The sequence below is a fragment of the Segeticoccus rhizosphaerae genome (assembly GCF_005222685.1).
GTDB classification, from domain to species: Bacteria; Actinomycetota; Actinomycetes; order Actinomycetales; family Dermatophilaceae; genus Segeticoccus; species Segeticoccus rhizosphaerae.
On the sequence record NZ_SWMA01000105.1, the window covers coordinates 1 to 779 of the forward strand.

Here is a 779-nt window from a genome sequence, read left to right on the forward strand (position 1 = left end):
GGCGGCACGGACCGGTCGGACACGGCGTACTTGTCATTGCCGTTGTCGGCGATCAGCCGCTGGGCGATGATCTCGTTGGTCAGGCCCTCGGTGAAGACGATCTTGTCCGGCAGCGCGTGCCGCACCTTGTCCGTCTTGGGGTCCCAGTTCGGGTTGCGCACGAAGGTGCTCGTGCCACCGGAGTTCCACTTGCCCTGCAGCTTGTACGGACCCGAGGAGAACACGTCGAAGTTCGACTTGTCGCCCTGGTCCTGGCTCTTCTTGTAGGGCGCGAACGCCGGCAGGTAGAGGGCGCTGTTGAAGTCGGCCACGGCCTTCTTCAGGTGGAAGGTGATCGTGTTGCCGGTGCACTGCACGGCCTTGTCGAACAGCGCCTGACCCTTGGAGTCCTTGGCGTACGGACCCTTGTAGACCGAAGAGCCGTCCTTGGCGGTCGGGATGTCCAGGAACTGGATCGCGTAGTTGGGCCCACCGGTGATGACATCGGTCGCGAAGGTGCGGGAGATGCCGTACTGGAAGTCCTTGCAGGTGATCGGCGAGCCGTCCTGCCACTTCACGCCGTCCTTGATCGTGAACTTCCACGTCTTGGCGCCGTTGCTCGACGTGCCGGTGTCGGTCGCCAGGTCCGGCACGACCTTGGTCGATGCCTTACCGGACACCGCCGGGAAGGTGGTGAGCGTCCGGTAGACCATCCGCGCCTCGTTGGAGATGTCGCGGCCGATGTAGGTGCGCTGCGGGTCCAGGTGCTCCGCGTTGCGCTGGGTCAGGTAGTAGAGCGT

1 protein-coding gene is annotated in these 779 nt (G+C 64.2%); it reads right to left on the minus strand.

Annotation, left to right across the window (positions count from 1 at the left end; translation table 11 throughout):
- Positions 1–779: ABC transporter substrate-binding protein (locus FCN22_RS21500; RefSeq protein ID WP_238384904.1), on the minus strand; the 779-nt coding region annotated here is incomplete at both ends.